Here is a 3,057-nt window from a genome sequence, read left to right on the forward strand (position 1 = left end):
GGCATGGGCGGCATGGGCGGTACGGGCGGTGGTTTCTCCCGCGGCTTCGGTGGTGCCGGTGGAGGTGGCTTCAGCGGCGGTACCGGCGAGAGTTTCGATCTCGGCGACATCTTCGGCGGCATGTTCGGTGGTGGTGGGGCGGGCCCCCGGTCCCGTGCCCCGCGGCGTACCCGCGGTGCCGACGTGGAGACCGAGATCACCCTCGATTTCCGTGAGGCGACCAAGGGTGTCACAGTCCCGATCCGGCTCACCAGCCCCGCCCCCTGCACCACCTGCCGTGGCTCCGGGGCGACCCCGGGCACCTCGGCGTCCCGCTGTACGACCTGCCACGGTGAAGGCCTCGTCTCCGAGAACCGCGGCGCCTTCGGATTCTCGCGACCCTGCCCCGACTGCAACGGCACCGGCACGCGCATCGACGATCCCTGCGCGGACTGTGGCGGGACCGGTCGGGTCACCCGCACGCGTACCATCACGGTCCGCGTCCCCGCCGGTGTGGTCGACGGTCAGAAGGTCCGCCTCGCGGGCCAGGGTGAGGCAGGGGAACGTGGCCGCGCCTCCGGTGACCTCTTCGTCACGGTGCACGTCCGCCCCGATGAACTGTTCACCCGGTCCGGTGACGATCTCAAGATCACCGTCCCGGTGAGTTTCGCCGAGCTCGCTCTGGGAGACACCGTCACCGTCCCGACCCTCGACTCGAAGGTCCGGGTACGGGTGCCGGCCGGTACCGCCGACGGCACGACTCTACGGGTCCGTGGACGCGGTGTGGTCAAGCGCAACGGCAATTCCGGCGATCTGCTGGTCACGGTGCGGGTCAGCGTTCCGAAGCACCTTGACGAGGGGGCGGCGAGTGCGCTGCGCCGCTACGCCGAGGAAGAGAAGCGGTCCGGTATCGACCCCCGGGCGAACTGGGTCGGGAAGTAACGGAGAACGGAGGTGAACGGACATGGCGGAGAAGCGGAAGGATAGTCAGGGCGACCGCGAGGTCTTCGTGATCTCCGTCGCCGCCGAGATCACCGGTATGCACGCACAGACGTTGCGGACCTACGACCGGATGGGACTCGTCAGTCCCGAGCGGACCAGTGGCGGTGGACGTCGCTACTCCCGGGAGAATATCCGGCAGCTCATGGAGATTCAGCGGCTCAGCCACGATGACGGGGTCAACCTCGCCGGCATCAAGGCGATCATCGGGCTGCAGCAGCGGGTCAGTGAGCTGGAACGGGAGAACGACGGTCTGCGACAGCAGGTCGGACGCCGCGGCGGTGAGATCGTCCACGTTCCCCGCTCCACGGCGGTGGTGCTGTGGCAGCAGCGTCACCGGCGGCGGGGGGACGACAGAGGGGACAACGGCACCGGGGACGCCTAGCGCTGCCGGGGCCGTTACCGGGGCAGGCGGAGAAGCCTAGAGCAGTGTGAAGCCGAGGACGGTGCTGGCCGCCGTGAGGGCGCCGAGCGCGAGTGCCGGAAGTCCACGGGTGGTGAGTTCGTGCCGACGGATGTGCGTGGTCACCGCGCCGATCATCACGAGCAGCAGGCAGACGGCGGCGACGGGGGTCAGGACAGGGAGGATGTCCAGGGACCGGGGGAGGATGAGGCCGAGCGCGCCGAGGAACTCCACTGCACCGATGAATTTTACGGTGTTCTCTGAGAAGCTGTCGGCCCACTCCAGGCCGGCGTCGACGAGGTTCTCCTTGGCGCGCCCGATCTTCATCAGACCGGATCCGACGAAGGAGACGGCGAGGATGATGTTGATGATCCAGAGCAGGACGGTCATGGGGGTGTCCTTCCGGTGGCGGTGACCGTGCGGCGGTGCCGGTGGGCCGGTGGTGTTGTCCTGGATACTAGCTGACGTGGGGGTCCGGCGTGGGGTCCCCGGTCCGCCCGCTCACCGCAGGTAGTTCTTGATGAGCGGGGCGAGGTCGTCGACCATCGCCTCGTGGGAGAGGTCGGCGACGGGGGAGAATTTCAGCAGGTAGCGCATGACGCCGACGCCCATGAGGTGGGCGGCGAGCAGCTGCATCCGGGGCGCATCGGAGATGCCGGGGGCGAGTTCGTCGAGCTTTTCGGCGAGAACGCGTTCCAGGGACGCCCGGTGTTCCTCGGACTCCAGGGCGGCGCGGAACAGTGCTCTGACGGTCGCGGCTCCCGGATCGGTCTCCCAGATGGACAGGTAGACTTCGGCGGCCTGCCGGGCGCGGGCGTCGATGTCGGGGCCGGTGTCGGTCAACAGGTCGCGGAGGGCGAAACTGCGGTCGGCGTGCTGCAGCACCGCCTCGTCGAAGAGTCCCTGTTTGCTGCCGAAGTAGTGCTTGACCAGGGCGACGTCGACCCCTGCCCGGTCGGTGATCGACCGTAGCGAGGTGTGGTCGTAACCACCGTCGGCGAAGAGGTGGATCGCTGCGTCGATGATGTCCTGGCGCGCGGTGGAGGGGCCGGCGGGGCGTCCACCGGTACGCCGGCGGGATTGCTTCGTGGTCTGGTCGGGCATGGTCCGTCACTCCGGGTGCTCAATACGTGTTGAATTCAATGACTGTTGGGTTCTATTGTAGGTCGGACACTATCGCGGCAGGCAACCAGGACACAGCCAGGAGGACAGTGATGGAAACAGGGATGACGACAGGTGCCGGGCAGGATACGACGGAGAAGGTGAAGCCGGATCCGCAGGCCCGGAGCCGTGCCGACTGGATCAAGGCGGCCGCTGTCGGCGCCGGAATGGCACTGGTCGGCTGCATCATGGCCATCGCCTTCCTCTGGCCGCTGACCAATGCCACGCCGAAGAACGTCGAACTCGGACTCGCCGGCCCGGAACAGGCCGTCGCCGCCATGGAGACGAACCTCGACACGCAGAATCCGGACCTCTTCGACATCACCACCTACGACACCCGCGAGGAGGCGGTCACCGCGGTCGAGGAACGGGAGATCGCCGGGGCGATCGTCACTGGTGGCGATCGCACCGAGTTCCTCGTCGCCTCTGCCGGTGCAGCCCAGGTCTCGCAGCTGCTCACCCAGATGGCGGACGGGATGAGTGTCCAGCAGGGATCCGCAGTCACCGTCACCGAC

4 protein-coding genes and 1 pseudogene are annotated in these 3,057 nt (G+C 67.9%); 3 read left to right on the forward strand and 2 right to left on the reverse strand.

Translation table 11 applies throughout. From position 1 onward, the window contains the following. Together QZV72_RS00090 and QZV72_RS00095 are read left to right on the forward strand one after the other, a co-directional pair. Nucleotides 1-921, forward strand: a 921-nt coding sequence (locus QZV72_RS00090; RefSeq protein ID WP_297003867.1) for a DnaJ C-terminal domain-containing protein, incomplete at its 5' end; no start/stop codon positions are given. A 22-nt stretch (nt 922-943) separates the two neighbouring features. Then, nucleotides 944-1,363, forward strand: coding sequence for a heat shock protein transcriptional repressor HspR (locus QZV72_RS00095; RefSeq protein ID WP_297003868.1), 420 nt, complete (start codon nt 944-946; stop codon nt 1,361-1,363). 36 nt (nt 1,364-1,399) lie between these two features. Here the strand turns inward: QZV72_RS00095 and QZV72_RS00100 are convergent, their stop codons facing one another. Then, nucleotides 1,400-1,771 (reverse strand): DoxX family protein, encoded by a 372-nt coding sequence (locus tag QZV72_RS00100; protein ID WP_297003869.1) that lies wholly within the window; start codon nt 1,769-1,771, stop codon nt 1,400-1,402. Between the two features lie 111 nt (nt 1,772-1,882). Continuing rightward, nucleotides 1,883-2,485 carry a TetR/AcrR family transcriptional regulator gene (locus QZV72_RS00105; RefSeq protein ID WP_297003870.1) on the reverse strand — a complete coding sequence of 201 codons (603 nt, stop codon included), beginning with the start codon at nt 2,483-2,485 and terminating at the stop codon, nt 1,883-1,885. A gap of 122 nt (nt 2,486-2,607) precedes the next feature. Here QZV72_RS00105 and QZV72_RS00110 point away from each other — a divergent pair. Further along, nucleotides 2,608-3,057: pseudogene (locus QZV72_RS00110) on the forward strand (hypothetical protein); the annotation flags it as partial.

Source organism: uncultured Corynebacterium sp. (assembly GCF_902782855.1).
Lineage (GTDB): Bacteria > Actinomycetota > Actinomycetes > Mycobacteriales > Mycobacteriaceae > Corynebacterium.

What these genes read in the sequence shown, in the direction of transcription:
- QZV72_RS00105 (WP_297003870.1), bottom strand. Translation starts at nt 2,485, where the DNA reads ATGCCCGACCAGACCACGAAGCAATCCCGCCGGCGTACCGGTGGACGC.
- QZV72_RS00100 (WP_297003869.1), bottom strand. Translation starts at nt 1,771, where the DNA reads ATGACCGTCCTGCTCTGGATCATCAACATCATCCTCGCCGTCTCCTTC.
- QZV72_RS00095 (WP_297003868.1), top strand. Translation starts at nt 944, where the DNA reads ATGGCGGAGAAGCGGAAGGATAGTCAGGGCGACCGCGAGGTCTTCGTG.